Raw genomic sequence first — 26,728 nt, forward strand, 5'->3', positions numbered from 1 at the left:
CAACGCCGAGGTCATGCCCGGCCAGTGGGAGTTCCAGGTCGGCCCGGTCTCCCCGCTGGAGGTCTCCGACCACCTGTGGGTGGCCCGCTGGCTGCGCCGACCGCCTCCAGCGCGGTGGTGACCGGCTGGAAGAACGTCTCGCCGCCGGCCGTGCAGTCGCCGCTGCCGCCGGAGGTGAGGCCGATGGCCAGACCGTCCTCGGTGAACAGGGAACCGCCACTGTCGCCGGGCTCGGCGCAGACGTTGGTCTGGATGAGCCCGGTGACGGTGCCCTCCGGGTAGTTCACGGTGGCGTCGAGTCCGAGGACCTGGCCGTCGCTCAGCCCGGTGGTGCTGCCCATCCGGATCACCTCCAGACCGACCTCGGCGTCGGCGGCCTGGGAGATCTGGACGGTCTGCCCGCCGCCGACGTTGACCTCGCTCGGGGCCACGGTCGCCGCGTCGTCGTACTTCACCAGCGCGAAGTCACCCTCGCCGGGGAAGGTGGCCTGGTCGACGGTGGCGATCGGCTGGCCGTCCTGCGCGTCCGACCACGCGGCCGCCGCGACCCCGCAGTGACCGGCGGTCAGGAAGGCGGGAGTGCCGTCGCCCGCCGTGACGTTGAAGCCGAGCGAGCAGCGCGCGCCGCCGCCGAAGATGGCGTCACCGCCGGAGACGAACGGCCTGAAGGTGCCGGCCGACTTCTTGATGGTCGCCATGCCGGAGCCGAGGGTCTCGACGGTCGATTCCAGTCTGTCCCACTTGGTGCCGGTGACCGTGCTGTCGGCGGTGACCAGGATCTTGTTCGTCCTCGGGTCGACGGCCCACGCGGTGCCCGGGATCGTCGCCTTCGTCTTCAGGGTCCGCGCGCCGGCTTCGAGTTCGGCGATGCTGTTGTCGACCTCGCGGACGGTCACGCCCGCCTTCTTCGCCTGGACGATCACGTTGTTGTCGTCGCCCGATATGACGTTGACGACGAGTTGCCGGCTGTCGGCGTCGTAATAGGAACCGGCGAAGGCGTCACCGAGCAGTCCGGCGACCTGCGAGGCGAGATCGGGGGCGTCCGCCGACTTCAGAGTCCTCGGCGCGGCGGCGGCGTCGTTCGAAGCGCCGTCCTGGGACGCGTTGGCGTTCGGGAGCAGGATCGCGGCTGCTCCGAGCGCCACCACGCCGCCCGCCGCCATCGCGGCCTTGCGCTTCGGAATTCGCTTGTGACTCAAACTTCTCGACCTCCTGGGGGACCGGAGTCTCTTGCCGGGTGCGGCAGTTGTTGGGGCGCCTGGATGGCAGGAGGTACGCACGGGGTGCGCGGGGCGTTCAATTCCGTTTCCGTGCGCCCGGCGCACGACGCCGAATCGGCCACGGCCGGCTCCCGACGGGCCGGCCCGGGGAACAATCCCCCATATGACGATGACCACCGCCGAAGCAGACACGGTCCTCACCGACAACTTCGCTCCCTGGGTCCTCGAACTGGGGCTGCGCGTCGAGGCGTTGGGCGAGGACCGGGCGACGCTGCGTCTTCCCTGGTCGGACCGGCTGGCGCGGGAGGGCGGCGGGCTGTCCGGGCAGGCCCTGATGGCCGCCGCCGACACGGCGACCGTGATCGCGGTGTCGGCCGCCCGGGGGGCCTTCGGACCGATGACGACGGTGCAGCAGTCGACGTCCTTCCAGCGGGCGGTGGCCGGCACGGATGTCCTGATCGAGGCGGTGGTCACCAAGCTGGGGCGCCGCACGGCGTTCGCCGACATCACGATGACCGACGAGGCATCCGGTCGGCTCGCGGCCCGCGCGAGCACGGTCTGCGCGCTCCTGGGCTGACACGCAGGGCGACCGGTCAGCGACGCTCCGTCGCGAACCCCGGGTCGAATCCTGCCTCCAGGGAATCTGCACACCGACTGCGCAACGGGGTCACCGCGCCCGGAGGATCCGCACATCCCCGCGGCGCCCGTCGCCCATTGGCGCGGAGTGTCTGATTCGCTCACGGTGCCGCAAGGGCTCGCGTGAACCGATGCCGCGTCCGGTGTGAAGAAGTCGCCACCAAGCCGTGCGCAGGCCTGCACCAAATGGGGCTGCCGTGACGCAAGTTGCCTGGTGAGGCCGGTGGTTGATTGGAAGCACCGTCCTGCCGCGTGCTTTGATCCATCGCACCGCAGGGGCCGACAACGGCTCTTCGGCAACGGGCGCCCGGCACCTGCGGTCGCGGCGGCCCATCTGTCCCCAGAGGGGGCCGCTCCCCCCTTGTGAAATACCCATACGAAGGGAAGTTCCATCATGAACTCCACCCCCCAGGTTGAGACCGTCGAGATCTCCGACGCTGAGCTCGACAACGTCTCCGGCGGCCTGGCCGTGAACAGCCTCGGCACCGTCACCGGCCTGGTGGACGGCGTTGCCCCGGTTTCCGGCCTGGTCAACACGGTTGTCGGCACCGTCGAGGGTGTCACCGGCCTGAACACCGCCCCGGTCACCAACCTGGTCGCCGGTCTCTGACCGCACCCTGTGTGACCGTTGAGTCCCGGAGCCGTATCCCGGCTCCGGGACTCTCGGATGCCGTAAAAGATCTCTCCCACAGGTGAGGGAAAGTTCCGTGCAGTTCCGCCAACAGGCCCTCGCCAAGCTCCAGTCGCCCGAAGAACTGGACCTTCCGGTGCGCTTCGCCCGTCCCCAGGGCTGGCTCGTGCTGTCCGTGACAGTGGTCGTGATGGCGGCCGCGTCCGTGTGGGCGGTGACCGGTTCGGTGGCGTCCACGGTCGGCGCGCCCGCGATCCTCACGCACGGGCAGGGCAGTTACATCCTGCAGAGCCCCGTGGCCGGCCAGGTGACCCAGGTCGTCGCCGAGCAGGGCGAGCGGCTGCCGGCCGGCGCGCCCGTGCTGAAGGTCCGTACGGCCGACGGCGAGACCGTGGTCCGTACGGTCGCCGCGGGCCGGGTCACCGCGCTCGCCGCCACCATCGGGCAGATCGTCCGGACCGGCGCGAACGTCGCCGCGGTGGAGAAGGTCGCCCACGCCTCCGACCCCCTGTACGCGACGGTGTACGTGCCCGCCGAGAACGCGGCGTCCATTCCCGCGAACGCCGCCGTGGACCTCACCGTGCAGTCGGTGCCGACGCAGGAGTACGGCGTGCTGCGCGGCCATGTGAAGTCGGTGGACCGGTCCGCGCAGTCGGCGCAGCAGATCTCCGCGTTCCTCGGCGACAGCCAGCTGGGCGAGCAGTTCACCAAGGACGGCAGGCCGGTGGCCGTCCTGGTGAAGCTGGACACGTCGTCCGGCACCAGGAGCGGCTACCGGTGGTCGTCCGCGGACGGCCCGCCGTTCGCCCTCACCTCCATGACGACGGCCACGGGTTCGATCCGGCTGGCCGATCAGCATCCCGTCGATTGGCTGCTGCCGTGACCACCGCACAGGACACCCGGAGCAGGCGCCGCGGCGCGCCACCGAGACGCCCCGTCCCGAAGGGCAGGGCGAAGACCGTCCGCACGCCCACCGTGCTCCAGATGGAGGCGGTCGAGTGCGGCGCCGCCTCCCTGGCGATGGTGCTGGGCCACTACGGCAAGCACGTCCCGCTGGAGGAGCTGCGCATCGCCTGCGGCGTGTCCCGGGACGGCTCGCGGGCCAGCAACCTGCTGAAGGCGGCCCGCAGTTACGGCCTGACCGCCAAGGGCATGCAGATGGACACGGCCGCCCTCGCCGGGGTGCGGACGCCGGCCGTCCTGTTCTGGGAGTTCAACCACTACGTCGTCTACGACGGCATCGGCCGCCGCTTCGGCCGCCGCGGGGTCTGGATCAACGACCCCGGCAAGGGCCGCCGTTTCGTGCCCATGGAGGACTTCGACGGCAGCTTCACCGGTGTCGTCCTGGTCATGGAACCCGGCGAGGGTTTCACGCGGGGCGGACGCAAGCCGGGTGTGCTGGGCGCCATGCCGGCCCGGCTGCGCGGCACCGCGGGCACCCTGCCGGCGGCGGTGCTGGCGAGCCTGCTGCTGGTGGTGGTCGGCGCGACCGTGCCCGCGCTCAGCCGCACCTACATCGACATGTTCCTGATCGGGGGCCAGACCTCGCTGCTCGGCGTGCTGTTCGCGTCGATGGGGGCGAGTGTGCTGCTCACCCTGGTGCTGACCTGGCTGCAACAGGCGAACCTGCTGCACGGCCGCATCATCTCCTCCACCCTCTCCAGCGCCCGTTTCCTGCGGCATCTGCTGCGGCTGCCGGTCACGTTCTTCTCCCAGCGCAGCCCGGCCGACCTGGTGCAGCGCCTCCAGTCGAACGACCAGGTGGCCGAGACGCTGGCCCGCGACCTCGCGGCGGCGGGCGTGGACGCCGTGGTCGTGGTCCTGTACGCGGTGCTCCTCTACACCTACGACCCGCAGCTGACGTACCTCGGCATCGGGGTGGCGCTGCTGAACGTGGTGGCCATGCGGGTCGTCATCCGGCTGCGCGCCACCCGGACGGCGAAGCTGCGCGCGGACAGCGCCCGGCTCACCAACACGGCGTACTCCGGGCTGCAACTGATCGAGACGATGAAGGCGACCGGCGGCGAGGACGGCTACTTCCGCAAGTGGGCCGGGCAGCACGCGACCACCCTGGAGGAGCAGCAGCGGCTCGGCGTGCCGAGCGCCTGGCTGGGCGTGGTCGCGCCGACCCTCGCGACCCTGAACAGCGCGCTGATCCTGTGGATCGGCGGGATGCGCGCGGTGGAGGGCGGCATCTCGGTCGGCCTGCTGGTCGCCTTCCAGGCGCTGGTCACCCGTTTCACCGCCCCGATCACCCGCCTCAACGGCGTGGCGGGCCGTATCCAGGACTTCGCGGCCGACGTGGCCCGCCTGAAGGACGTGGAGAACTTCCAGGCCGACCCGCTCTACGACCGTCCCGGCGCGGGCGAGTCGACGCGCCGTCTGCAGGGGCACGTCGAGCTGCAGAACATCACCTTCGGCTACAGCCCGCTGGACAAGCCGCTGCTGACCGGCTTCGACCTGACCGTCGGCCCCGGCCGGCAGGTCGCCCTGGTCGGCGGCTCCGGCAGCGGGAAGTCGACGGTCTCCCGGCTGATCTCGGGCCTGTACACCCCGTGGGAGGGCGTGATCCGCATCGACGGGCAGCGCCTGGACGACATCCCGCGCGGGGCGCTCGCGGCCTCCGTCTCCTTCGTCGACCAGGACGTGTTCCTCTTCGAGGGCACGGTCCGCGACAACGTGGCGCTGTGGGACCCGTCCATCCCGGACGACGCCGTGGAGGACGCGCTGCGCGACGCGGCCCTGTACGACGTGATCGCGCGGCGGCCCGGCGGCATCCACAGCAAGGTCGAGCAGGACGGCCGCAACTTCTCCGGCGGCCAGCGCCAGCGCCTGGAGATCGCGCGGGCGTTGGTGCGCCGGCCCAGCATCCTGGTGCTGGACGAGGTGACCAGCGCGCTGGACGCGGAGACCGAGCTGGTGGTCATGGACAACCTGCGCAAGCGCGGCTGTGCCTGTGTGGTGATCGCGCACCGGCTCAGCACCGTGCGCGACAGCGACGAGATCGTCGTCCTGGAGCACGGCACGATCGTGGAACGCGGACGGCACGAGGAGCTGGTCGCCCGCGGTGGCGCGTACGCCCAGCTGGTCAGGGAGCGGTGAGATGACGACCGCACACGAGGGAGACCTCGTCCTGGGCGCGCTCGGGTCCATGGGCACGCCCCTGGACTGCGCCGGCCTCAGCCGCCTCGACCTCGAAGGCCCGCAGGTGCTGTGGCTGGTCGCGGCGGGCGCCCTGGACCTGTTCGCGGTCGACGCCGAGCAGCAGGGCCACTGGCACCACCTGGGCCGGCTGGAGGCCGGCTCCCTTCTGCTCGGTCCGGTCGCCGGGCCTGGACAGACCCTGGTGGCACGGCCGTTGAGGGACTGCGTGGTACGCCGTATCGGGCTGCGCGAGCTGTACCAGCCCGCGCACACCCAGACCTGGTCGTACGACGAGTTCGGCAACCCCCAGTACGTCCCGCCCACGACGAGCCCGCTGGAGTACGCCCTCGCGCTGGGCGTCGGCCGCAGCCTGTCCATCCTCTTCCAGGCGCCGACGGCCACCGAACGGGCCGCCGCGCACGGGGGTGCCCCCGCGCGCGTTCATTCGAGCGCGGGGGAGGACGACGACGTGTTCTGGATGCAGGTGCCGCCGGGCAGCGTGCAGTACGGCTCCCTGTACGGCGCGGAGGCGGCGGCCGACCTGCTGATGGACCCCGCGGTCTGGCAGAGCATGGTCGACCAGCAGTACCGGCTGCTGACCACGCTGGACCGGTGGATCGAGCAGCTGGAGCGCACGCACGAGACGCGGACGGCGGCCGGCATCAAGGCCGGTGAGGCGGTCCGCGTCCAGGCCGACCGGACGCTGCTCGCGTCGATCGGCAAACGGTCCGGCCGGCGCGCCACGTCCGCCGACGCGGACGCGAGCTACGCGGCGTGCAAGCTGGTCGCGCAGGCCGCCGGCATCCCGCTCGCCGAGCCGGCGCAGTCCGGCACGGAGAGCGACCGTCTGGACCCGGTCGAGCGGATCGCCGTCGCCTCCCGCGTCCGCACCAGGGCCGTACGCCTGGACGGCCGTTGGTGGCGCGACAACGTGGGCCCGCTGGTGGGCCACCGGGCGCTGTCCGGCACGCCGGTCGCTCTGCTGTGGCGGCGCGGCGGCTATGTGGCCGTCCATCCGGCGACCGGCCGTCGGACGCCGGTCGAGAAGGCGAACGCGGAGGAGTTCGAGCCGCGCGCGGTGATGTTCTACCGTCCGCTGCCGGACCGTCCGCTCGGCCCGCTCGGGCTGCTGCGCTTCAGCATGCGCGGCACCGGCGGCGACCTGAGGAACCTGCTGCTCGGCGGGCTGGTGACGGTGGCGATCGGGGCGCTGGTGCCGATCGCCACCGGCAAGGTGCTCGGCGAGTACGTGCCGAAGGCGCAGAGCGACCTGATCGTGCAGGCCTGTCTGGCCGTGATGGTGAGCGCGGTGGTGGCGGCGGCCTTCATGCTGCTGGAGAACCTCACCATCCTCCGGCTGGAGGGCCGCATCGAGTCCACGCTGCAACCGGCGGTGTGGGACCGGCTGCTGCGGCTGCCGACCGCCTTCTTCGCCGAGCGCTCCACGGGCGAGCTGGCGAGCGCGGCGATGGGCATCAGCGCGATCCGCCGGATGATGGCGGGCATCGGTCCGGTGGTCGCCCAGTCGGTGACCGTGGGTGCGATGAACCTGGGGCTGCTGTTCTGGTACAGCGCCTCGATGGCGCTGGCGGCGATCGCCATGCTCGTCGTCATCGCCGCCGTGTTCCTGGGGCTCGGGCTGTGGCAGGTGCGCTGGCAGCGGCGTCTGGTGGTGCTCGGCAACAAGCTGAACAACCAGGCCTTCCAGACCCTGCGCGGCCTGCCGAAGCTCAGGATCGCGGCAGCCGAGAACTACGCCTACGCGGCCTGGGCCTCCCAGTTCGCGCGCAGCCGCGAACTCCAGCAGAGAGTGGGGCGCATCAAGAACCTCACCACGGTGCTGGGCGCGGTGTATCTGCCGCTGTGCACCCTGCTGATGTTCATGCTGCTCGCGGGCCCGGCGCGCGGGACGATGTCGGCGGCGGCGTTCCTCACCTTCAACACGTCGGTGACGATGCTGCTGACCGCCGTCACCCAGCTGACCGGCTCCTTCGTCTCGGTGGTGGCGGCGCTGCCGCTGTTCGAGGAGATCAAGCCGGTGCTGCAGGCCACCCCCGAGGTGCGCCGGGCGAGCACCCGGCCGGGGCCGCTGACCGGGGCCATCGAGGCCCGCGGGCTCTCCTTTCGCTACTCGGACGACGGCCCGCTGGTGCTGGACGACGTGTCGTTCCGGATACGTCCGGGCGAGTTCGTGGCGATCGTCGGCCCGAGCGGGTGCGGCAAGTCCACGCTGCTGAGGCTGCTGATCGGCTTCGACCGGCCGGTGTCCGGCAGTGTGCTCTACGACGGCCAGGACCTGGCCGCCCTCGACCAGTCCGCCGTGCGCCGGCAGTGCGGGGTGGTGCTCCAGCACGCGCAGCCGTTCACCGGTTCGATCCTGGACGTCATCTGCGGCACCGAGCCGTACACACCGGAGGAGGCGATGGCGGCGGCCGAGATGGCGGGGCTGGCCGAGGACATCAAGCGGATGCCGATGGGCCTGCACACCATCGTCGCGGGCAGCGGGGCGATCTCCGGCGGCCAGCGCCAACGCCTCATGATCGCACAGGCGTTGATCCGCCGTCCGCGCATCCTGTTCTTCGACGAGGCGACCAGCGCCCTGGACAACGAGACCCAGCGCACGGTCATCGAGAGCACCAAGGCCCTCAACGCCACCCGGATCGTCATCGCGCACCGCCTGTCCACCGTGATGGACGCGGACCGCGTGATCGTGATGGAGGACGGCAAGGTCGCCCAGCAGGGCCCGCCCGCGCAGCTCCTCGCGGACACCGGCGGCCGGCTGCACGAGCTGGTGCGGCGGCAGATGACGTGACCCTGCCGCCTCGCCGCGCCGGGAGGGCCCCGGGCAGCGAGCTGGTCCGGGCCCGGGCCGCGATCGAGAGCCGCACCACCGCCTTGTGGTGGTCGGCGGGCTTCTTCGCCGTCGGCACGCTGATCACGTTCCTGCTCTCCCGGCGCGGAGTACCGCGGCAGGACGCGGACGCGGCACCGGCCGTCCCCGGGTGATCCGGCCCGGCTGCGCCGCCGAGGTTCGAGGGGCCGCCGTCCGCAGGGTGACGGCGGCCCCTCTCCGCCGTCACCGGGCAAGGTGCCGGGCCGGCGGCCGGAGCCCGGCGCGGGCGGTCCGCGTTGGACGATCACCCGAGTGGGTACCCACCTGCCATGCGAATCAGCGTGGTGGACGTGGGATCGAACACGGTCAGACTGGGCGTCGCGGACGCGGAGGGCGGGGTGCCGCTGCCGGTGCACACCGCCAAGTGGCGCCTGAGACTGTCCGATCACATGAAGCCGGGAGACCCGGTGCCGCAGGAGGCGGTCGAGCGGCTCGTGGAGTCGGTCGCCGAGGCGAACCGGACCGCCGCCCGGTGGGGTGCGGCGAACCCGCTGGCCTTCGCGACCGCGGTGGTGCGCAGCGCCCCCAACCGCCGGGAGGTGTTACGGGACGTCCGGGTGCGGACCGGGGTCGACCTGTGCACCCTGCCGGGGGAGGTGGAGGCCGAGCTGACCTTTCTCGGGGCCCGGCGGTGGATGGGCTGGCGGTCGGGGCCGCTCGCCCTGCTGGACATCGGCGGCGGCTCACTCGAAGTGGCCTTCGGCCGGGGCCGGCTGCCGGACTTCGTGGCCTGCCTGCCGCTCGGGGCGGGGCGGTTGACCCATGAGTTCTTCGGGGATCAGGATCCACCACCGCCGGAGCTCGTGCGGGCGATGCGCCGCAAGATCCGTCACCAGCTCCGGGACGTGGCGGGGCGGATCCGCTGGGAGGGACCGCACACGGCGGTGGCCACCTCACGGACCTTCCAGCAGCTGGGCCGCCTGTGCGGGGCGCCGCCCGGACGGCACGGCCCGTTCGTGGAACGGCGGTTGCACCGGGACGCCCTGCGGGACGCGATCGACCGGCTGGCCGCCCTGCCCGCCGCCGAACGCGCTCTGCTGCCCGGGATCTCCGCGCCGCGCGCCGCGCAGAGCCTGGCCGGCGCGGTGGTCGCGCACACGGCGATGAAGCTGACCGGGATCAGCACGCTCACGCTCTGCCCCTGGGCGATCCGGGAGGGGGTGCTGCTGCGGCACATCGAGGACGGCCCGTCCTGGTGGGCGGAGATCATCCGCCGCAGCGAGGAGACCCCCGCCCCGGATCCCGTACCGCTGCACATCGCGACGGCGACGAGCTGAACCGGGGAACCCGGAAGCGGGAAGCGGGAAGCGGCGGGAGAAGAGAAGAAACACGAGAGAGAGGAAACAACCGTGTCCGACACCGGCAAGAACGACCGGACCGACAAGCCGTCCGAGACCGCGCTCGGAGAGGTCCTGCGCGAGGTCGAGGACGCCGAGACCCGTACTCGGGACTCCGAGGAGCAGCGGCGCCACCAGGGTGAGGCCGCGGAGGCCGTCACCCCGAACACACGCGCCCAGAAGGAGTCGCAGGGCGACTGACCTGCTCGGGCGGCGCGCCCCCGGCCCGTTCCCCGAGGGTGCGCGCCACCCCGTACCGGCCGGCCGCCGCGGCCGGCCCGCTCCGCGCCCGCGGATGGTCCGCGACCTGCGGGGTACCCGACCCGCATGCCACATGAGAGTCAGGAACCACGGCTGCCCACCCCCCGGGGCCCGGTGTCGGCAGCCGTCACGGAGTATCTGCGGGGTGCCGGACCGCTGCCGAGCCCCGAGGACATCGAGGACGCGCCCGTCTACGGCGACGACCTCCAGCTGGCCCTGTACGTCTGCTACGAGCTGCACTACCGCGGCTTCGCGGGCGTCTCCGCGGAGCTGGAGTGGGACCCGGACCTGCTGCGCACCCGGGCCGCGCTGGAACACCGCTACCTGTCCGCCCTGCGCGCGGACACCCCCGTGCACGAGAGCGTCGAGGACGCGCTCGCCGAGATCCTGGTCGAGCCGGTGGACGGCACGGGCGTCTCCCACCACCTGCGCGACAAGGGTGAACTGTGGCAGCTGCGCGAGTACGCCGCCCAGCGCTCCCTGTACCACCTCAAGGAGGCGGACCCGCACGCCTGGGTGCTGCCCCGGCTGTGGGGCCGGGCCAAGGCGGGGATGGCGGCGGTGGAGTTCGACGAGTACGGCGGCGGCCGCCCCGACCGGGTGCACGCCCGTCTCTTCGCCGACCTGATGACGGATCTGGACCTGGACACGACGTACGGTCACTATCTGGACGTGGCCTGCGCGGAGCTGCTGGCCACCGTGAACCTGATGTCCCTCTTCGGCCTGCACCGCTCCCTGCGGGGCGCCCTGGTGGGGCACTTCGCGGCGGTGGAGATCACCTCCTCCCCCGGTTCCCGCCGGCTGGCCGAGGCGATGCGGCGCACCGGGGCCGGACCCGCCGCCGAGTTCTTCTACGACGAGCACGTCGAGGCGGACGCGGTGCACGAACAGGTGGTGCGCCATGAGGTCATCGGCGGGCTGCTGGAGGAAGAGCCGCATCTCGCGCCGGACGTCGCCTTCGGCATCGACGCCACGGAATTCGTCGAGGGGCGCCTGGGCGCGCGTCTGCTCGACGACTGGAACGCGGGCCGGTCGTCCCTGCGCACCCCCCTGACCTCCGAACTCTCTGGAATCTCATGAGCATCCTGGGGTACTCGGGCGACGTGAACCCACTGGTGCTGCCACTGGTCCTCCCGGGTGTGTACGCCCCACAGGAGGACACCGCCCTGCTGGCCGGGGCCCTGTCCGAAGAGCCGCTCCCGCCGGGTGCCGACGTCCTCGACGTGGGCACCGGGAGCGGAGCCCTGGCCATCGAGGCCGCCCGCCGTGGCACGCGCGTGACCGCGGTGGACGTGTCCTGGCGCGCGGTGTGCACCGCGCGGCTGAACGCCTGGATGGCGGGGGTGCCGGTGCGTATCCGGCGCGGCAACCTCTTCGCTCCGGTGCGGGACCGGTCCTTCGACCTCATCCTCACCAACCCGCCGTACGTGCCCGCCCCGACGGGCGGCCGGCCGCCCCGTGGGCCGGCCCGCGCCTGGGACGCGGGCGGTGACGGGCGGTACGTCCTGGACCGGATCTGCCAAGAGGCGCCCACGCTGCTCAGGCCCGGCGGGGTCCTGCTGATGGTGCACTCCGCGCTGAGCGACCCCGGCCGGACTATCGAACACCTGCGCGGCTCCGGCCTGAAGGCCTCCGTGACCCGTCGCCACCGGATCGACTTCGGTCCGGTGCTGCGAGGGCGGCAGGAGTGGCTGCGCGAGCGCGGGCTGCTGTCCGACGCCGACGAGAAGGAAGAGCTGGTGGTCGTCCGTGCCGAACTCCCCGTCTGAGCAGCCGCGCAGGATCGCCATGCAGCGCCGGGGGCCCTTGCTGGTGGAGGGTCCGGTGGAAGTGGCACTGGAGGACGGCTCCACGGTGTCCTCCGACCGCTTCCGCGTGGCCCTGTGCACCTGCCGCCGCAGCCGCCGTTACCCCTGGTGCGACACCAGCCACCGCGACCGCGCCTGACAGCGGGCACAACCGGCGGGCACAACCGGCGGGGTGACCCGGGGGGCCGGCGGACGGCCCCACTCCGTCCGCCGACCCCGGGTGCGGGACCGCCGGTCCTCGTGCCAGGACCCTCACTCCCCAGCTGCGGGCCCTTGGGAGGGTCACGAGGACCGTGCGATCCCGGTCCTTAGAACGTGAAGACGCTGCCGTGGGAGCTCTTCACGCACTCGTTGGGAAAGACGCGCTCGAAGGAGACGCGCTGCCCCCGCCAGACACCGTCGACCGTCACGACCACCGGGTCGTACTCCTTGGTGCACAGGACGTCGCGGTCGGCCGTCAGGGCGTCGAGGTCTCCGTCGGCGTAGCGCAGTTCGGCGCACGCGGAGGCGGTGGCCGGATGGGTGCCGGAGGCGGTCGGGGCACAGGTCAGGGTGACCGCGCGTTCCGGAGTGGCGAGGGCCGCGCTCTCGCCGTGGCCGACGGTGAGTACCAGGGCCGAGGGGGCGTAGAGCGTGGTCGGGGCGGTGGGCGGGGCGGCGAGGGCGGCCCCGGTCAGGGGGCCGCAGACGGCGGTGGCCGTCAGGCCCAGGGTCGCTGCCCAGCGCGCGGTGTTCCGCATTGTGTGCATCCTTCCGCTCGATTCGAGGGTGTACCGCCGACCGGCTCGGTCGGTGCCCGAGGGCGGCGAGCGCGAGTCTGCCGAGTTCCCCGCCGAAACTCACATCGGACCCACAGGTTTCAGTAACCTTGCGTGTTGAATCAGTGGCGCGAAGTCACGGAAATCGAACGTGCCGACCCCTGCGGTGAGCGGTTCTTGATCGCCCGCTCGGGCCGGATGGCCGGATTGCCCCCGCTCGGCAATAGGCCGGAAACATTCCGCTTCAGCCCTGAGCGCACCCCGCCCCGACTCCTTGCGTTCACGGCCCGGCGGAGTAATGGTCATTACATGATGACAACAGAGCAGCGAGAGGAACTGCGCGGCTGGTTCGCCGGCCGCCTGCCCGACGACCTGTTCGAGGAACTGGTCGAGGTGACGGCGGACCGCGAGGAGATCACCGTGGTCGGCCGCGTGCCCGGGCCCCGCATCGCGGGGGACGCGTCGGCCGCCGAGCGGGAGGCGGCCGTGCGGGGCCGGATCCAGGAGTTCCGGGAGCGGACCCGGGACGCCCGGATCGCGGTGGCCCGCGACGCCGAGCACCGGTACGGCCGGAAGGTCTCCTGGGGTGTGGAGTGCGGCGGCGAGCGCGCCCTGTTCACGCATGTCGCGGCCCCCGTGATGACCCGGCTGCGGCAGCCGGAGCGTCAGGTCCTGGACACCCTCATCGCCGGCGGCGTCGCCCGCAGCCGCAGCGACGCGCTCGCCTGGTGCGTCCGCCTGGTCGAGCGCCACGCCGACGACTGGCTGGCGGAGCTGCGGGACTCCCTCGAACACGTCCAGCGGGTCCGGGCCCAGGGCCCCGACACCGCACCCGAGGACACGCCCGCGGACACGGCCTGATGGAGGATTCGTCCACTCACGGCCCGACGGATGGATGAACCGTCCTCTGGTGCGGATCCTGCCTCCGGCCGTACGGTCGGCAGACCCCCGGGAGGACGGCATCCGCTCGCGTCGCACACCCCCGCGACCGCGAGCGGCCGTCCGTCCCGTCGCGCCACCACACGCTCCACCGCCGCCCCCTCGCCGGAGCCTCCTCGTCCCCGCAGCCCGAGCCGACCGCGCCCCCTCCTGCGCGCCGCCCCTCACCGAGGTCGAGAGCCACGGCGTGGAGCGCGTCCCGGACGCGGACCGCACGGCGCGTCCGCTCGACCTGTTCCGGCTCGGCTTCGGCGGCGCGAACACCTTCTCCCCCTGCGTCCTCGGCGCCTTCCCGATCCTGTTCGGTCTGTCCTTCCGGCAGCGCCTCGCGGCCACCCTCCTCGGCGTCCTCGCGGGCGCGCTGATCCTGGCGATGGCGGTGTTCTCCCGGCCCGCCGAACTGGCCCGCATTCTCCAGAAGTCGGCTCCCAGGTCCTGACAAGCCCGTGGCCAGCCCCCGCCTGCCCGCCGGTATCGTCGGCGCACGACGCGGTCTCACGACGAGAGGCGGGACGTACGGTGGCCAAGCACTGGGCGGACTTCCAGTACGAGATCTACCTGAACGGGATGTCGGGTGCCGTACCGCGCCTGCCCACCGATCTGACCCGGCTGGAGGAGCTGACCGAGCAGCGGCTCGGCCCGGGTCCCGTCGGCTATGTGGCGGGCAGCGCGGGCGACGGCAGCACGGCGCGCGCCAACCGGGCCGCGCTGGAGCGCCGGCGGATCGTGCCCCGCATGCTGCGGGACGTGCACCAGCGTGACCTGTCCGTCGAGGTGCTGGGCCGCGCCCTGCCCGCTCCGCTGGCCCTGGCGCCGGTCGGCGTGCTGTCGATCATGCATCCGGAGGCCGAGCCGGCCGCCGCCCGGGCCGCCGCCGCGCAGGGCGTGCCGTACATCCTGTCGTCGGCGTCCAGCACGCCGATGGAGCAGGTCGCCAAGGCGATGGGAGACGCCGAGCGCTGGTTCCAGCTGTACTGGCCGAAGGACCCGGAGGTGGCGCGGAGCTTCCTGGACCGGGCGCGGGCGGCCGGGTTCACCGCGCTCGTCGTCACGCTCGACACCCCGCTGCTGTCCTGGCGCCCGCGCGACCTGGACCAGGCGTATCTGCCGTTCCTGCACGGCGTGGGCACCGCCAACTACTTCTCCGACCCTGCCTTCCAGGCGGGCCTGGCCAAGCCGGTGCACGAGGACCCGAACGCGGCCGTCATGCACTTCGTCGGGATGTTCGCCGATCCCGCCAAGACCTGGCCGGACCTTGCGTTCCTGCGGGAGAACTGGGACGGCCCGATCGTCCTCAAGGGGGTCCTGCACCCGGACGACGCCCGGCTCGCCGCCGACGCGGGGATGGACGGGGTGGTGGTGTCCAACCACGGGGGCCGTCAGGTGGCCGGTTCGGTGGCGGCGGCCGACGCGCTGCCGCGGGTCGTCCAGGCCGTCGGCGACCGGCTGACCGTCCTGTTCGACAGCGGTGTCCGCACCGGGGACGACGTCTTCAAGGCGCTCGCGCTCGGCGCCCGGGCGGTGCTCGTCGGACGGCCGTACGTGTACGGGCTCGGCCTCGACGGGCAGGCGGGCGTGGAGCACGTGATCCGCTGCCTGCTCGCCGAGCTGGACCTCACCCTCGCCCTGTCCGGACACGCCGGACCGGCCACGGTCGGCCCCGCCGACCTGGCGGAGGATCCCGCGGGCTGGTGACCGGCCCGGGGACCGCAGGCACAACACGCCTGCCTGCGGTCCCCGGACGGCCTACGTCCGGTCCGGCAGCTGCACGGGCCGCGCCGACGGCGTCGCCGTCCCGGTGACCGACAGCGAACCGGGGCCGGCCGTCGACACCGGGTCGGTCAGCCAGCGCTGCTCGGCGGAGCCGTCGCGGACCTTGACGACGATGTCGGCGCCGGCGTCGTCGGTGGTGAAGGTCAGCGCGAGCCGCTCGTCCCAGCGGGGCAGCAGCTCGCCCCGCACGGTGAGGTCGTAGCGCACGTCGTCGCCCCGCCCGGCCTTCCCGCCGGCACAGGTGCCGAGGATCACCACACCGGCGTCCGCGTGCGAGTCCAGGCACAGCTCGGGGTCGGCCACGCTGCGCAGCAGGCCGTCGTCCTCGTACGACCACCGCTGGGCCGGCGCGGTCGAGCACCCCGCCAGCCCGGCCCCCGCCCCGGACTTCGGCTCGCCCTTGATGTCGAGGCACAGGCCGGCGTCGGCGTTGCGCAGCCGGGTGCGTCCGGGTGCGGCGGGGAGCTGGGCGGTGCCGGAGGACGCCGCGGGCGGGGACGGGACGCCGGTGTCCGAGGTCGCGCCGAGGCCGCCGTTCGCGCTGGTGGAGGCGGCCGGGTCGACGCCGTCGTCGTCCGGCCAGAGGCCGGTGACGAAAACCGTCGCGAGCAGCCCGGCGGAAGCGAGGCCCACTCCGGTGAGCAGCGTCCGCGAGGAACGCGGGCCGCCGGGGGTGCGGCGGCGGGCCATGGACAGGGCCGGGATGCCACCGAGGGGGCGCCGTCGTCCGCCGCCGTGCCGGGCGGGGCCGCGGGTGCGCGCTTCGGGGTGCCGGCGGGCGGGGCGGGTGTCGAGGTAGCGGCGGGCGCCCCAGCCGAGCACCGCCTCGGCGAGCAGGACTCCCAACCCACCCTCGAAATGGCTCAGTTGTTCGGCCGCGTTACGGCAGTGGCGGCACTCCCCCAGATGCTGCTGGACATCCGGCAGCAAGGCTCCGCCGCGGCGAATCGGAACGTCGAGGAGGCGGTTGTAGAAGCGGCATTCCTTGGTCGGCGCGAGTTCCCGATGCGCGTGTACACATCCCTCCCGGAGTTTTTCACGCGCCTGTTCGAGCGCCGCCGACGCTATGTCGGTATCCATGCCCAGGAGAGCGGCGGGGACGGCAATGGACTCCGCCTCGACCTCCACATGCCACAGCACGCACCGGGCCAGTCCGGGAAGGGCATGGAATGACCGCTCGGCCAGTTTCCGGTTTTCCGGTGTCAGGGACTTGGCCGTGCGCATACCGCGGCCGCCCGCGGGTTTCCCGAGATCCGGCAGCACACCGGATATCCGCTCCTCGGCCGACCATCGCAGGACCGTGTCCCGCACGGCCAGCAGCAGCCGGGGCCGCAGCGCCACGGCCGGCTCGCCGACGGTCAGCCCGTCGAGGACCTGGTGGAAGGCGGCGGCGGTGACCATGGAGGCGGTGTCCGCCCGGGAGGCGAGGCAGATGACCGCGTACTCGTGGGCGGGCTGCCAGTGCCGGGCCATGAGCAGCGCGACGGCGGGAGTGGCCGCACGGTCCGGACGGCCTGTGAGGGTCGCGCCGAGACTGGCGTCGGATTCTTCGCGGGCCCCGCCGGGCGGGGGGTAAGGAGGGCGAGGGGGGTGGGGGGTGGGCACTGAGCGGATTCCTTCCCACGCGCATGGGGGACGCAGAGGTTCTGGTCGCCGAAAAGGGGCCCGGAGCGGGCGGCACCTTTATGGCGCGGGCGCGGGAAGCGTGAATTCACCGGCATCCGTCCGCCCCGGTTCCCCGCGGGACGCACACGGGCCGGCCCATACCCCCCACACCGAATGGTCACCCTCGCACACGTCACTCACGGCCAACAAGGCGCTCGGGCGACCTCCACATCATTGAAAGAAAGTCAAATGCGAGGCACCTCAACAAGCGGATACCGGTTTCCGTGATCGCGTGCGCGCCGCGCGAATCACACGCACACGCCGGAACGCCGCGCTCGCTACCGGGGCGCGGTTTCCCCGTAGTGCACTGAGGGCGGCCTTGCTCAAAGCCCCGCGGGCGCCGTCAGATCTGCCAGGAGCGCAGCCGGTCGGCGGCGCCGTACACGTCCGTGCTGCCGGAGATCAGATCGCGGGCGAGGTCCACGAGGGCGCCGTACGGCGGGTCGATGCCGGCGCCGCTGACGAACATGTACGCCACGGCCGTCGCGCAGGCGAAGCGGGCGTTGGCCGACGGCAGGGGCTTGAGCAGGGCGAGGGTGTGCAGCAGGGCGGCGGCCCGCCAGGCGGGATCGGAGTCCACGCCGAGGCGGGGCGGGTCGACGCGGTGCCGGGCGACGGCGGCCACCAGCGCGGAGAAGTCGTTGATCGTGGGCTGTTCGGGCAGGACCTCTTCATGCCGCTGGAGCAGCCAGGGCACGTCGATGTGGACGACTCGGGCCATCGGTCAGGCGACCCGCCCCTCGCCCCGGCTGTGTGGTTCGTCGTCGGGGAAGGCGGCCGCGAACTCGTCGGCGTGGGCGGCGAAGAAGCGGCGGAACGCCTCGGCGCCCTCCTGCAGGGCCCGGTGGCGGGCGATGTCGGCCGCGGCGGCCTCGCGCACCAGCGCCTTCATCGACGTACCGCGTTCCTTGGCGATCTGCCGCAGATCCTCCAGCTCGCGATCGCTGAATTCCACGTTCAGAGCAGGCATGCCACCACGGTACCGCTCGGGTACCTGCTCGTAAATGTCCACAGCTCACAGCCCGCCGACCGCGGTACCTACAGCCACGGCAGCGGTTCGGGTCCGCAGGCCCAGTCACCTCGTACAGGTGCGCCAGCCGCTCGACCGGGTTCGGCTCCACACCCCGGCCGCCCATGAGCGGCCGGGGTGACTCGTGGAGCGTGTGAAGGTCAGCCCTGATCCGCCACGAAGGACGCCATCCGGGCCAGGGCGGAGTTCCAGTTGATGGTGTGCTCGTTCGTCGACCAGGACTGGATGTCGTCGATGTAGCAGAACTGGCCGACGCAACCCTGGAGTTTGCTCTGTGCGTAGGGGTCCTGAATGCTTGAGTTCGGACCGCCGGCGAGGGTTCCGTCGGGCGGGTTCGGCAGGCTCGCGTCCAGCTGGCGGGCGTACCAACGGCTGTGCTGGTTTTTGGCGTCGACCTCGCCGTAGCCGGTGACGTACGAGATGTTCAGCGCGTTGCGGCCGAACAGGTAGTCCATGCTCTGCAGGGCGCCGTCACGGTACTTGGAGCCGCCCGTGATGTCGTACGCGGAGGCGATGACGACCGCGTTGTGCAGGATCTGGTGGTTGGAGCCCCAGTCGAAGACGTTGTCGGCCGGGGCGTACGGCATGCCGTACGGGTGTGCGGCCAGCGTGGCCAGGTAGCGGTCGGCGCCCTTGACGACGGACTGGCGCACCTTGTCCCGGCCGGGCAGCCTGTTGGGCACGGTCGCGAGGTCCAGCCGGGCGGCGGCGGCCGTCCGGGCCCAGTCGTAGCCGAGCGGGCCGAAGATGTCGGCGGTGTGGACGGGCGAGTTCAGGACGTGGTCCGCGAACGGCTTCTCCCCCGTGGTGAGGTACAGCTCGGCCGCCGCCCAGTAGAACTCGTCGGTGGCGTCGGAGTCCGCGTAGGCGCCGCCGCCGATGCCGTCGTCCGGGTCGGCGTACCGGGCGGGGTGGGCGAGCGCGGCCGTCCATGCCTCGCGGGCGGCGGCCAGGGCCTTCGCCGCGAACGCCTTGTCGTAGGGCCGGTACAGGCGGGCCGCCTGCGCGGCCGTCGCCGCCAGGTTCAGCGTGGCCTGGGTGCTCGGCGGGTGCAGTTCGCGCTTCTGCGGGTCGTCGCTGGGCAGCAGCGGCAGGCCGGTCCACTGTTCGTCGTGCATCTTGTGGTGGGCCATGCCGGCCAGCGGCTGCCCGTCCGGCACCTGCATCTTCAGGAGGAAGTCCAGCTCCCAGCGCACCTCGTCGAGGATGTCCGGCACCTTGTTGCCGCTCTCCGGGATGGCGAGGGTGCCGTCGCCCAGTGCGGCGGGCTGCCCGGTGCGGGCGTGCAGCGCGCGTTCGTAGGTGCTCAGCAGCTCCCAGGTGGAGATGCCCCCGTTGACGACGTACTTGCCGTGGTCTCCGGCGTCGTACCAGCCGCCGGAGACGTCGAGCGTGTAGTCGCAGACGCCGGGCTGGCAGGGCACGTTCGCGTCGCCCTGGTTGGGTGCCACGCCGACGTGGCCGGCCGGACGGCCGTAGCCCGGGCGCAGGTCGTCGCGGATCGCGACGCCGCTGCGCTGGGTGTAGTAGTACTTCGCGGCGTCCAGGCGCAGCTTGTCGTAGGCGCCGGTGCCGATGTCGAAGGGGCGGCTGGTCTCGCCGTCGGCGACCAGGGTGTACCCCGTGCCCCGCTTCTTGTGGGCGCCGAAGTCGATCGAGTGGACGTTCTGCCCGGAGGAGGCGTCGGTCCCGCGCGGGACGGTCAGGCCCTGCGCGACCACGGCGCCGCCGGAGTTCTTCAGCTGCCAGGGCAGCTTCGTGGTGGCGTCGGTGACGAGCGTGGCGTTCTTGGGCCCGGCGGGCAGATAGGCGACCTGGTTGACACGCACCCGGGGCCCGGTGTCGGGCTCGTACACCTCGGGCGGCACTCCGCCCAGCAGCGACACGTCGTCCATGCAGAAGCGGAACGGCTCGGCGCTGCCGCCGAGTTGGAAGCCGACCTGGCCCTGGGTGGTGTCGACGGGCGAGGTGAACGTGTAGGAGTAGGCGTTCCCGGAGACGCTCAGCTGCGGGCTCGCCTCGAAGTAGGTGTCGTACGGCGCCGCCGACAGGCCGACGATCGCACGCGCGACATGGCCGTCGGGCGAGCCGTTCGCGGTGAAGGAGAACCGGTACGACTCCCCCTTGACCAGGGTGAGGTCGTTCTGGCCCACGGCGGCGTCCCAGCGGTTGGCGGTGCCGCCGGGCACGTCCGCACAGAGCTGTCCGCCGGACAGGCCCGCGGTGACGTTGCTGCTGGTCCACCAGGGGGCGGTGGTGGTGTCGAAGGTGCCGTTCTTGACCTGTTCGACCTCGTCGGCGGCGGCCGGGGGGCCGGGAAGACCCACCAGTGCCGCTCCGATCAGGGCCGTCAGGGACAGCAGAGTGGTTCTGCGTCGTTTCACGTCTGGGCTCCTCGGGGGAGGTGCGGGCGACGCTCGGCGTGGGAGCGCTCCCAGATGCGGACGCAGGCCATGGTTGTTGCACGGATGACATTCCGTCAACGGTCCGTACGGGACTGGTGTCCGTACGGACCGTTCGAGGGACGGCTCAGGCGGCCGGCTCAGGCGGCCGGGACCTCCAGTTTGCTGACGCGGAGCCCGCCCCGGGCCTCACCCGGGTGGGCGCTGGTCAGCGTGAGCCGCAGCCGGGAGCCTCGGGCGGCGGCGAAGGTGATGACCGTCGGCGTGTCCGAGGCGGTGGCCCACTCGACGGCCGCGTCCTTCACCGGCGCATAGGCGCGGCCGTCCCACACCTCGGCCTCGACGGAGGCGGGCAGGCTGTGGGTCGCGCCCAGGGTGAAGGAGACCTCCACGCGGTCGAAGGTGCGCGTGCGTCCGAAGTCCACGGCGACCCAGTCCCCGGCCCGGGCACCGTTGACCGCGGGCAGCAGGGCCGTGGCCGCCTTGCTGAAGGCGTTGGACCAGCCGGTGGCCGGGTCGCCGTCGAGCATCGCGGCGGGCAGGGTGTCCGGGCGGCCGGAGTAACCGGCGTCCGCGAAGGGGTGCTCCGGTGGCGCCGGATGGCCGGGGGTGAACGCGGCCGGTGGTGTGGTGGCGGCCGACCGGGCGGGCGTGGTGCGCACGGTCGCCGTGCCCGACCGCAGGCCCGGCACCCGCGCGGTCACCTTCAGCGGCCCCGGCTCGGTGCCGGACCGTACGATCGCGAGCGCCTTGCCGTGGAAGGCGGTCCGGGTGCTGGCCTGGTACCGCTCGGCGCTCTCCTGGCGGCCGTTGTCGAGTCCGGCGAGCGAGCCGCCCCGCACGTCGAAGGAGATCAGGTGCTCGGCGTCGGGCACCACCACCCCGCGGGCGTCGACGACGTCGGCGGTGACGAAGACCAGTGCACGGCCGTCGGCGGGCAGGGACGCGCGGTCGGCGGTGAGACGTACGGCGTGCGGTTTCCCGGCCGTGCGCAGCACGTCGGAGGCGACCACCTTGCCGTCGCTGCGCGCCACCGCCTTCAGCTCGCCCGGCCGGTAGGGCACTTTCCAGCTGAGGTGGAGCTTGCCCGCGCTGCCGTTCGGGCTGGTGTAACTGCCGGGGTAGGGGCCGTCGGTGAAGGTCTTGTCGTCTCCGGTCGCCTCGGTGGTCTCCAGGTACTCCCGGCCGTCGGTGGTCTTCTTCCTGTCGAACGTCCTCACCCCCAGGGACTTCCCGTTGAGGAACAGCTCCACGGTGTCGACGTTGGCGTACGCCCACACCTCGACCGTGTCGCCCTCCTCGTGGTTCCAGGTCATCGGCAGCAGATGGACCATGGGCTCACCGACCCACTGGCTCCGGAACAGGTGGTACATGTCCTTCGGGAAGCCGGCCGTGTCGACGGCGCCGAAGAAGGACGCCTTCACCGGGAAGACGTCGTAGGGCGTGGGCTCCCCGATGTAGTCGATGCCCGACCACAGGAACTGCCCGGCGAACCACTTGCGGTCCCGGTCCTTCTTGTGGCCGTACTCGCCGCTCATGGTCCAGGAGGCGAGGTTGTTGTCGTACGACGACGTCTCCCGCTTGCCCGGGGTGTGGTTCTCGCCGGTGTTGAGGCGCTCGGGCTCCTGGTAGGTGCCGCGTGTGGAGGTCTCGGAGGACGACTCGGACTCGAAGAGGAACAGGTGCGGGTAGCGGGCGTGCAGGGCGTCCACCGACTTGGCGGTGTTGTAGTTGAGGCCGAGCCCGTCCAGCTTGGCGAGGATCAGGTCGCCCGGGGAGCCCACGGCCGGCACGGTGCGGTGCCGGTGGGAGCCGATCACCACGGGGCGGGTGGCGTCGAGCGCCTTGATGCCGGCGATGAGGCGGTCCGCGATGGCGAGACCGGCGGCGGAGGTGAACTCGGAGATCTCGTTGCCGATCGACCACACGAGCACGGCGGGAGAGTTCCGGGCCGCCAGCACCATCTCCGCGAGGTCCCGGTCGGACCACTCGTCGAAGAACCGGCCGTAGTCGTAGCGGGTCTTGGGGCTGCGCCAGCAGTCGAAGGCCTCCACCAGCATCACGATGCCGAGCTCCTCGCAGACCTCGATCATCTCCGGCGAGGGCGGGTTGTGGGAGGTGCGGAAGGCGTTGACGCCCATCGACCGCATGAGGGTCAGCTGTCTGCGGATCGCGTCCTTGCTGACCGCGGCGCCCAGCGCGCCCAGGTCGTGGTGCAGGTCGACACCCTTGAGCTTGTGATGAGTGCCGTTGAGATGGAAGCCCTCGTCCGGGTCGAAGCGGAAGGTGCGCAAGCCGAAGGGCGTGCGGTAGGTGTCGACGGTCTTGCCGCCGACCCGCAGTTCGGTCTCCAGGGAGTAGCGGCGGGGGGAGCCGATGTCCCACAACTGAGGGTCGGGGACGGCGAGTTCCTGGGTCCCGGTGGCCTGCCCTTCAACGGTGACGGTGGTCGCCGCGCGGGCCACCGTGCGTCCGCGGGGGTCCTTGATCCGCGACCGGATCTCGACCGGGCTCACGGCGCCGGACCCGTTCACCACGGAGGTCTCCACCGCGACCGTGGCGCGTTTCGCGGTGATCTCGGGCGTGGTGACGTGGGTGCCCCAGCGGGCCACGTGCACCGGTTCGGTGACGACGAGGCGGGCCTCGCGGTAGATGCCGCTGCCCGAGTACCAGCGGCTGCTGGGAAGCCGGTTGCGCACCCTGACCGCGATCACGTTCTCCGTGGTCCCGTCGGTGTGCACCAGGCCGGTCAGGTCGACGGCGAAGCCGGTGTATCCGTAGGGGTGCCGGCCGGCCTCGGTGCCGTTGCAGTAGACGTACGCGTCCATGTAGACGCCGTCGAACTCCACCGAGATCCGCTTGCCGGCCAGCGCGGACGGCAGGGTGAAGGCGAGGCGGTACCAGCCGAGGCCGCCGGGGAAGAACCCGGTGCCGCTGGTCGTGCCGTGCTGCGTGGTCGGGGCGAGCTCGATGCTCCAGTCGTGCGGCACCGCGACCTGGCGCCACCCGGAGTCGTCGTAGCCGGGTGCGGCGGCGTCGGCGTACTCGCCGGCCGGGTCGGTGACCCCGCCCGGGTCGACCAGCGCGAAGCGCCAGCCGTCACGCAGGGCGACGGTGCCGCGGCCGGACGTGCTCCCCGCGGCCTCGGCGGCCCGCGCCACCGGGGTGCCCGGCAACGCTCCGGCGGCCGGTGCGGCTGCGGAGGCGAGCAGGACCGATCTGCGCGTGACCTGCATGGCGGCTCTCCCTCATCAGGGCCCAGAAGTACTCACAACCGATCGTGAACAAACAGATTCTGACGGTCTGCCACTCAGGCCCGTCAAGAGTGCGGCGTGGGGCTTCTGTCCCGGGCGTCACAACGGCCGGATTTCCCCCTTGACCGGGTCCGGACGCCGCGTCCGCCCGTACCGGACTTCCCGGTCCGCGCGGGCTCCCGACGCACTAGGCTGGAACCCGAGTGAAAGCACCTGTGCACTGTGAGTGTGCGCGATGGAGTGGCGCCGATGAGCCCCGTGTACCCGTCCGACGACGCCGCGACGGCGCGGGCCGTCGTCGACGACACGGGCACGCTCGTGGAGTGGAACGACGGGGCACACCGGCTCCTGGGCCACACGGCCGCCGAGGTCGTCGGCCGTCCCGCCGCCGCCCTGCTCGCCGCTCCGGCCGGGCTGCCGGTGCCCCGGGAACCCCGCTGGGACGGCACGCTCACCCTGCGTCACCGCGACGGCTCGGCGGTGACCGTCTGGCTGCTCGCCCACCGCAGGGAACCGGAGGGCGACGGCCCGGCACACTGGCTCGTGGTGACCCCGCTGGAGGGCGACGGCCCGGTCGCGCCGGACGACCCCCTGGAACGCGCCCAGCTCGTCCAGTCCCCCTGCGCCGTCGCCGTCTACGACGAACGGCTGCGGCTGCGCCGGATGAACTCCACCATGGCCGAGGTGCTCGGGCTGCCGGAGGAGCGGGTGCGGGGGCTGAGGGTGTCGGAGATGAGCGGCCGGCCGCAGAGCGCGGACATCGAGGAGCATCTGCACACGGTGCTCACCACCGGCCGGGGACACGACGTCCGCACCTATCTGCCGATCGGCGACCAGGGCCGGATGTACGCCTGGCTGGCGCGGATGGCGCCGATCACCGACGACACGGGCCGGGTGCGGGGCGTGTGCGTCGCCGCCCACGACTTCACCGAGCAGTACCTGGCACGGGAGCGGCTGCAACTGGTCAACGAGGCGAGCGTCCGCATCGGCACCACCCTCGACGTCACCCGGACGGCGCAGGAGCTCGCGGACGTCTGCGTCCCCGCCCTGGCCGACTTCGTCAGCGTGGATCTGCTGGACCCCGGCGAGGCCGGCGGGGAGCCCTCGACCGGGCGGCTGACCGCGCCGGTCAGTCTGCGCCGGGCGGCCCACCGGTCGGTCAGCCCGGGCAATCCGGAGGCGGTGGCCAGGCCGGGCCAGGTGGACGCGTACCCGGCGCACTCGCCACAGGCCGACTCCCTGGTGGCGGGCCACACCATCGTGGCCTCGGCGGAGACCGGCGGCCTCGCCGAGTGGCTGTCCTGGGACGACGAGCGCCTCGAACGGGTCCAGCGGCACGGCATCCACGCCACGATGTCCGTGCCGATCCTCGCCCGCGGCCAGACCCTCGGCGTGGCCGTCCTGACCCGGTTCCGGCGGCCGGACGGGTTCACCCCCGACGACGTGCTGCTCGCCGAGGAGATCACCGCCCGGGCGGCGGTCTGCATCGACAACGCCCGCCGCTACTCCCGCGAGCGGGACACCGCCCTCGCCCTCCAGCGCAGCCTGCTGCCCCGGACGCTGCCGCGCACGGCCGCCGTGGAGGCGGCCTCCCGCTATCTCCCGGCGGCCCGGGCGGGGGTGGGCGGCGACTGGTTCGACGTGATCCCGCTGTCCGGGATGCGGGTCGCGATGGTCGTCGGGGACGTCGTCGGCCACGGCGTCCAGGCCTCGGCGACGATGGGCCGGCTGCGCACCGCCGTGCGCACCCTCGCCGACATCGACCTCGCCCCGGACGAGCTCCTCACCCACCTGGACGATCTGGTCGTACGGCTGTCCGCGGAGGCCGGCGGGGAGGGCAGTCCGGGTGAGGTCGGCGCCACCTGCCTCTACGCGGTGTACGACCCCGTGTCGCGGCGCTGCACGCTGGCCCGGGCGGGACACCCGGCCCCCGTCATGCTCCCGCCGGGCGGCCCGCCGCGGGAGGTCGATCTGCCGCCGGGTCCGCCGCTGGGCCTGGGCGGGCTGCCGTTCGAGTCGGTCGAGCTCGCCCTCGCCGAGGGCACCGTGCTGTCCCTGTACACCGACGGCCTGATCGAGACCCGGGAGCGGGACGTGGACGCCAGTCACGCGCTGCTGTGCGAGGCGCTGGCGGCCGGTTCCGGCTCCCTGGACGAGACCTGCGACCGCGTCCTGCACAGGCTGCTCCCGGCGGGCGGCGCCCTGGACGACGTGGCCCTGCTGCTGGCGCGCACTCTGGGACTGCCCGCCTCGCAGGTCGCCACCTGGGACATCCCGGCGGACCCCGCGCTCGTCTCGCCGGTCCGCAAGCAGGCCGTCGCCCAGCTCGACCTGTGGGACCTGAGCGAGGCGGCGTTCACCACGGAACTGGTGGTGAGCGAACTGGTCACCAACGCCATCCGGTACGGCGCGCACCCGATCCGGCTGCGGCTCATCCACGACGCGACCACGCTGATCTGCGAGGTGTCCGACACCAACCACACGGCCCCGCATCTGCGCCGCGCCAAGACGTGGGACGAGGGCGGCCGGGGCCTCCTGCTGGTCGCCCAGCTCACCCAGCGCTGGGGCAGCCGGCACACCGCCGAGGGCAAGACGATCTGGGCGGAGATCACTCTCGTCGAGGAGGAGTGAGCCGCCCGCACCGGCGCCCGCCGGCACGGCGGGGTGCGCGGCTGGAGCGACCGCGTCCTGGAGGCCGTACGCGTCGGGAAGTGACACGATTTCCCGTGGGCGACGCGCGGACTCCTCCGCGCCCGTCCGCGTCGGACCTCAGCGACGGGGCACAGGGCGCCGTACACACGCGGGCCGGCGATGCCCCGTGTGCGAGGTGTTCTCCGGGAGTGTGGACAGACATGGCGAAGACGTCCCAGGACATCCGGCGGGCGGCGCGGCTCGCGGGCGCGGTCGCGGTGCTTCTCGCTGAGGTCGCGGTAGGCGAACCACGAGTAGGGGCTGCGCAGCGAGAAGTACCACCGGG

20 protein-coding genes and 2 pseudogenes are annotated in these 26,728 nt (G+C 72.5%); 15 read left to right on the forward strand and 7 right to left on the reverse strand.

Annotated elements, in window-relative coordinates:
* Positions 1-164: 164 nt before the first annotated feature.
* Positions 165-1,163: pseudogene (locus ACWD0J_RS36480) on the reverse strand (S1 family peptidase); the annotation flags it as partial.
* Between the two features lie 220 nt (positions 1,164-1,383).
* Here ACWD0J_RS36480 and ACWD0J_RS36485 point away from each other — a divergent pair.
* The 11 genes from ACWD0J_RS36485 to ACWD0J_RS36535 all read left to right on the forward strand — a co-directional run bounded on the left by ACWD0J_RS36485 (position 1,384) and on the right by ACWD0J_RS36535 (position 12,069).
* A complete protein-coding gene (locus tag ACWD0J_RS36485; RefSeq protein ID WP_451500158.1) occupies positions 1,384-1,797 on the forward strand; it encodes a PaaI family thioesterase in 414 nt (137 codons plus the stop codon).
* Positions 1,798-2,250: 453 nt separating this feature from the next.
* Positions 2,251-2,466, forward strand: coding sequence for a type A2 lantipeptide (locus tag ACWD0J_RS36490; protein WP_451500159.1), 216 nt, complete (start codon positions 2,251-2,253; stop codon positions 2,464-2,466).
* Between the two features lie 97 nt (positions 2,467-2,563).
* A complete protein-coding gene (locus ACWD0J_RS36495; RefSeq protein ID WP_451500160.1) occupies positions 2,564-3,370 on the forward strand; it encodes an HlyD family efflux transporter periplasmic adaptor subunit in 807 nt (268 codons plus the stop codon).
* The gene (locus ACWD0J_RS36500; RefSeq protein WP_451500161.1) at positions 3,367-5,589 is read left to right on the forward strand and encodes an NHLP family bacteriocin export ABC transporter peptidase/permease/ATPase subunit; all 2,223 of its coding nucleotides are present in this window, start codon (positions 3,367-3,369) and stop codon (positions 5,587-5,589) included. Before ACWD0J_RS36495 ends, ACWD0J_RS36500 begins: the two co-directional genes overlap by 4 nt.
* Position 5,590: 1 nt before the next feature.
* On the forward strand, positions 5,591-8,443 hold the full coding sequence (locus ACWD0J_RS36505) for an NHLP bacteriocin export ABC transporter permease/ATPase subunit (RefSeq protein WP_451500162.1): 2,853 nt from the start codon (positions 5,591-5,593) through the stop codon (positions 8,441-8,443).
* A complete protein-coding gene (locus tag ACWD0J_RS36510) occupies positions 8,440-8,637 on the forward strand; it encodes a hypothetical protein (protein WP_451500163.1) in 198 nt (65 codons plus the stop codon). The genes ACWD0J_RS36505 and ACWD0J_RS36510 overlap by 4 nt, the downstream gene beginning before the upstream one ends.
* A gap of 156 nt (positions 8,638-8,793) precedes the next feature.
* Positions 8,794-9,801, forward strand: a complete 1,008-nt coding sequence (locus tag ACWD0J_RS36515) for a Ppx/GppA phosphatase family protein (protein WP_451500164.1) — start codon at positions 8,794-8,796, stop codon at positions 9,799-9,801.
* Positions 9,802-9,873: 72 nt separating this feature from the next.
* Complete coding sequence (locus tag ACWD0J_RS36520) at positions 9,874-10,062, forward strand: hypothetical protein (protein WP_451500165.1); 189 nt, start codon at positions 9,874-9,876, stop codon at positions 10,060-10,062.
* A gap of 126 nt (positions 10,063-10,188) precedes the next feature.
* Positions 10,189-11,202, forward strand: coding sequence for an iron-containing redox enzyme family protein (locus ACWD0J_RS36525; protein WP_451500166.1), 1,014 nt, complete (start codon positions 10,189-10,191; stop codon positions 11,200-11,202).
* Positions 11,199-11,891, forward strand: coding sequence for a HemK2/MTQ2 family protein methyltransferase (locus tag ACWD0J_RS36530; RefSeq protein WP_451500167.1), 693 nt, complete (start codon positions 11,199-11,201; stop codon positions 11,889-11,891). Before ACWD0J_RS36525 ends, ACWD0J_RS36530 begins: the two co-directional genes overlap by 4 nt.
* Complete coding sequence (locus ACWD0J_RS36535) at positions 11,872-12,069, forward strand: CDGSH iron-sulfur domain-containing protein (protein ID WP_451500168.1); 198 nt, start codon at positions 11,872-11,874, stop codon at positions 12,067-12,069. The genes ACWD0J_RS36530 and ACWD0J_RS36535 overlap by 20 nt, the downstream gene beginning before the upstream one ends.
* A 169-nt stretch (positions 12,070-12,238) precedes the next feature.
* Here ACWD0J_RS36535 and ACWD0J_RS36540 read toward each other — a convergent pair whose 3' ends face one another.
* Entirely contained in the window at positions 12,239-12,670 is a 432-nt protein-coding gene (locus tag ACWD0J_RS36540) for a protease inhibitor (RefSeq protein WP_451500169.1), read from the reverse strand.
* Positions 12,671-12,997: 327 nt separating this feature from the next.
* Here ACWD0J_RS36540 and ACWD0J_RS36545 point away from each other — a divergent pair, with 327 nt between their 5' ends.
* The 3 genes and pseudogenes from ACWD0J_RS36545 to ACWD0J_RS36555 all read left to right on the forward strand — a co-directional run bounded on the left by ACWD0J_RS36545 (position 12,998) and on the right by ACWD0J_RS36555 (position 15,322).
* The gene (locus ACWD0J_RS36545; protein WP_451500170.1) at positions 12,998-13,549 is read left to right on the forward strand and encodes a hypothetical protein; all 552 of its coding nucleotides are present in this window, start codon (positions 12,998-13,000) and stop codon (positions 13,547-13,549) included.
* A 100-nt stretch (positions 13,550-13,649) separates the two neighbouring features.
* A pseudogene (locus ACWD0J_RS36550) lies at positions 13,650-14,012 on the forward strand (hypothetical protein); the annotation flags it as partial.
* A 134-nt stretch (positions 14,013-14,146) separates the two neighbouring features.
* Positions 14,147-15,322 carry a lactate 2-monooxygenase gene (locus ACWD0J_RS36555; RefSeq protein ID WP_451500171.1) on the forward strand — a complete coding sequence of 392 codons (1,176 nt, stop codon included), beginning with the start codon at positions 14,147-14,149 and terminating at the stop codon, positions 15,320-15,322.
* Between the two features lie 51 nt (positions 15,323-15,373).
* On the opposite strand, the gene ACWD0J_RS36560 is transcribed toward ACWD0J_RS36555, so the two are convergent.
* The 5 genes from ACWD0J_RS36560 to ACWD0J_RS36580 form a co-directional block, all read right to left on the reverse strand.
* A complete protein-coding gene (locus tag ACWD0J_RS36560; RefSeq protein ID WP_451500172.1) occupies positions 15,374-17,005 on the reverse strand; it encodes a ricin-type beta-trefoil lectin domain protein in 1,632 nt (543 codons plus the stop codon).
* Positions 17,006-17,408: 403 nt separating this feature from the next.
* Entirely contained in the window at positions 17,409-17,786 is a 378-nt protein-coding gene (locus ACWD0J_RS36565) for a toxin Doc (RefSeq protein ID WP_451500173.1), read from the reverse strand.
* 3 nt (positions 17,787-17,789) lie between these two features.
* Positions 17,790-18,035, reverse strand: a complete 246-nt coding sequence (locus ACWD0J_RS36570; RefSeq protein WP_451500174.1) for a hypothetical protein — start codon at positions 18,033-18,035, stop codon at positions 17,790-17,792.
* 200 nt (positions 18,036-18,235) lie between these two features.
* Positions 18,236-20,479, reverse strand: a complete 2,244-nt coding sequence (locus ACWD0J_RS36575; protein WP_451500175.1) for a glycoside hydrolase family 9 protein — start codon at positions 20,477-20,479, stop codon at positions 18,236-18,238.
* A 158-nt stretch (positions 20,480-20,637) separates the two neighbouring features.
* Entirely contained in the window at positions 20,638-23,733 is a 3,096-nt protein-coding gene (locus ACWD0J_RS36580) for a glycoside hydrolase family 2 TIM barrel-domain containing protein (protein ID WP_451500176.1), read from the reverse strand.
* Positions 23,734-24,000: 267 nt separating this feature from the next.
* Between ACWD0J_RS36580 and ACWD0J_RS36585 the strand changes: the two genes are divergently transcribed.
* A complete protein-coding gene (locus ACWD0J_RS36585; RefSeq protein ID WP_451500177.1) occupies positions 24,001-26,382 on the forward strand; it encodes a SpoIIE family protein phosphatase in 2,382 nt (793 codons plus the stop codon).
* Positions 26,383-26,728 lie beyond the last annotated feature (346 nt).

It is taken from the genome of Streptomyces sp. NPDC003011, assembly GCF_053591515.1.

Coding starts and splice junctions, on each gene's coding strand:
- ACWD0J_RS36530 (WP_451500167.1), top strand. CDS start 11,199: ATGAGCATCCTGGGGTACTCGGGCGACGTGAACCCACTGGTGCTGCCA.
- ACWD0J_RS36490 (WP_451500159.1), top strand. CDS start 2,251: ATGAACTCCACCCCCCAGGTTGAGACCGTCGAGATCTCCGACGCTGAG.
- ACWD0J_RS36580 (WP_451500176.1), bottom strand. CDS start 23,733: ATGCAGGTCACGCGCAGATCGGTCCTGCTCGCCTCCGCAGCCGCACCG.
- ACWD0J_RS36585 (WP_451500177.1), top strand. CDS start 24,001: ATGAGCCCCGTGTACCCGTCCGACGACGCCGCGACGGCGCGGGCCGTC.
- ACWD0J_RS36565 (WP_451500173.1), bottom strand. CDS start 17,786: ATGGCCCGAGTCGTCCACATCGACGTGCCCTGGCTGCTCCAGCGGCAT.
- ACWD0J_RS36545 (WP_451500170.1), top strand. CDS start 12,998: ATGATGACAACAGAGCAGCGAGAGGAACTGCGCGGCTGGTTCGCCGGC.
- ACWD0J_RS36515 (WP_451500164.1), top strand. CDS start 8,794: ATGCGAATCAGCGTGGTGGACGTGGGATCGAACACGGTCAGACTGGGC.
- ACWD0J_RS36505 (WP_451500162.1), top strand. CDS start 5,591: ATGACGACCGCACACGAGGGAGACCTCGTCCTGGGCGCGCTCGGGTCC.
- ACWD0J_RS36570 (WP_451500174.1), bottom strand. CDS start 18,035: ATGCCTGCTCTGAACGTGGAATTCAGCGATCGCGAGCTGGAGGATCTG.
- ACWD0J_RS36540 (WP_451500169.1), bottom strand. CDS start 12,670: ATGCGGAACACCGCGCGCTGGGCAGCGACCCTGGGCCTGACGGCCACC.
- ACWD0J_RS36485 (WP_451500158.1), top strand. CDS start 1,384: ATGACGATGACCACCGCCGAAGCAGACACGGTCCTCACCGACAACTTC.
- ACWD0J_RS36525 (WP_451500166.1), top strand. CDS start 10,189: ATGCCACATGAGAGTCAGGAACCACGGCTGCCCACCCCCCGGGGCCCG.